The organism is Rhizobium sp. P1_E1 (assembly GCF_056406015.1).
In genome coordinates this window covers 1-2,485 of record NZ_JBFUAY010000400.1, presented here as the reverse complement: position 1 = coordinate 2,485, position 2,485 = coordinate 1, and the positions used below count along the sequence as shown (strand labels likewise).

Here is a 2,485-nt window from a genome sequence, read left to right as displayed (position 1 = left end):
TGTCTGCAGACCGCAGCGATGTCGTCACCGATCAGCTCGGTGACACATGTTCCGTAGACGAAGATTGCCGCCGGYGCATACCCCTCTTTGATCTCGCCGATTGCCTTGAGAAGCTTTCGCTCACTATCTCCCGTCACTATCTCGAGTTCGGTAAGATCAGTGGTAAAACTTGTGCGCCAAAGAACTGGACCTGACGATGCGGCGCCTCGGTTGTCCCAGGAATTGCCTTCGCACGCGAGCGGCGCGTGGACGAGATGCGCGACATCAGTGATTGGCTGCAGCACGACCTTAGCTCCGTCGAAGGCACAGCCACCGCCGGCTGCTGATCCCTGCGACGCCTCGTGACATGCCCCCTTGGTTTCCTTACTGCGGAATACCTCGCCGGAGGCATCTCGCATTTGCATCTCGATCGATGACATCGCGCAACCTTCCAATGCAGTGGCGGGATGGCCGGCCGACGCCGGCCAAGGATTTTAGCGTGTGAGGTCGTACGAAACGCCCTGACACATGGTGTCCTCATCAAGCCTGTCGAAGATCTTGTCGAGAATAACCGTTAGAAGACGCAATCCGCCTTGGTAGCCCATGAGAGGAAAGCGATGATGATGATGGCGGTCGAAAATCGGAAAGGTAAGCCGAACCAGTGGCGTGTCAGTGTCACGCTCGAGATACTTGCCATAGGAATTGCCGATCAGCAGATCCACTGGTTCCGTCAAAAGAAGCGAGCGCATTGCCCAGAGGTCTTTGCCAGCCCACACCTGCGCACCTCCGCCGAAGGGAGAGGACGCGAGCAATTCCTTCATCTCCGCTTCCCAGGCTGCGGTGCCGTTGGTGGCAAGGCAATGTGTGGGCTGGCCACCGGTTTCCATGACAAAGCGCGCCATTGAGTAGACGAAGTCAGGATCGCCGTAGATTCCGTATTTCTTGCCATGCAACCAGGATTGACTATCGGCCATGGCATCGACCAACCGACCCCGATCACGATCGATAGCTTCGGGAATATCCCTCTTGGAAAGCTCGGATATCTTCATCAGGAATTCGTCCGTGCCCCCAATGCCCAGCGGGTAGTGGAACGAAGCAGTCGTCTGACCAAGCTCGCGACAATAGTCCAACGTCTTGCGCGTATTGTAGTGTTGCAGCGATATTGTCGCCTCCGCATGTTTGGCTGCCTTCACGTCCTCGATCTTTGTCCCTCCATCATACATGCGGTACTCGCCGTCGGAAGGTGTGTCGAACTGGTCCGAGGCGTCTTGAATGAAAATGTAGGTCACTCCCATCGTGTCGAGCAGGCGCTTGATTTCTCGATTGTTGCCAACGCAGAAACCGTCGAAGCCTGGAATAATGTTGATGAGTGCTGGCGTCGGCACGCGTTCGGTGCTTTTCCAGAAATTTTCCAGAATGCCTTTGACCATGCTGTCGTAACCATCGACATGGCTGCCGACGAAGGCTGGGGTGTGGGCGAAGGGCACGTCGAAATCGGCTGGAACGGAGCCTTCATTTTTGGCGTTTTCAATGAAGCCGTGAAGATCATCCCCAATGACCTCGGCCATGCAAGTCGTCGAGACCGCAATCATCTTGGGGTCGTAGAGCTGATAGGTATTGGCGAGCCCGTCGATCATATTTTTCAAGCCGCCAAACACAGCCGCGTCCTCTGTCATCGAAGACGAAACTGCGGACGACGGTTCCTTGAAATGGCGTGACAGGTGCGAGCGGTAGTACGCCACACAGCCCTGACTGCCGTGAACAAACGACATCGTCCGCTCGAAGCCAGCCGCTGCGAAAACCGCGCCGAGCGGCTGGCAAGCCTTCGCGGGGTTTACGACCAGGGCTTCGCGAGCCAGATTCTTTTCTCGATATTCCCATGTCGAGGTGAATTCGTATTGCGCGTCGACGACCTTATCCGGATGCGGACATTCGAACTTCAACTTCTTGCGGGCGAACATTTTCTCGTATTCCGGCTCGCAGAACAGAGGAACATGATCGAGAACTTTCTCGGCCGATTGCGGCATAGTTTTCATCCTTTTTCGCCGCGAGTGCGGCTGCGTGGACTTTGGGAGATGTCTAAAATGTTGTCGCTCAGCAAAAATTATTCATCATCCCGGCCACAACTGCAGACACCGCCTGCATCGGAGCAGTGCGTTTCTTTCCATGGCGGGTCGTAGAGGCCCCAGACCGGATTGTTGATGGCAAGATCCATGTCTCGGGCGAAAATGGCGAAGCCGTCATAGCCGTGATACGGACCAGAATAATCCCAAGAATGCATCTGACGGAACGGTATGCCCATTTTTTGAACCGGGTATTTTTCMTTGATGCCCGAGCCTACGAGGTCCGGGCGAATGGCCTCGATGAAGCTCTCGAGCTCGTAGCCGGTCACATCATCGTAGATAAGCGTACCTTTTTTGACATAATGGCCCGTGCGCTCGTAATCGTCGCCGTGGCCAAATTCGTAGCCCGTACCAACGATCTCCATTCCAAGATCCTCGTAGGC

Annotated in this window: 3 protein-coding genes; all 3 read right to left on the bottom strand. The window is 55.4% G+C overall.

The window, feature by feature from the left end; translation table 11 throughout:
* On the bottom strand, positions 1-419 hold a 419-nt coding region (locus AC1D1Z_RS36300; RefSeq protein WP_477853641.1), incomplete at its 3' end, for a nitrogenase component 1.
* Between the two features lie 54 nt (positions 420-473).
* Positions 474-2,006 carry a nitrogenase molybdenum-iron protein subunit beta gene (nifK, locus tag AC1D1Z_RS36295; RefSeq protein ID WP_032491850.1) on the bottom strand — a complete coding sequence of 511 codons (1,533 nt, stop codon included), beginning with the start codon at positions 2,004-2,006 and terminating at the stop codon, positions 474-476.
* A 77-nt stretch (positions 2,007-2,083) separates the two neighbouring features.
* Positions 2,084-2,485: nitrogenase component 1 (locus AC1D1Z_RS36290; protein ID WP_477853639.1), on the bottom strand; the 402-nt coding region annotated here is incomplete at its 5' end.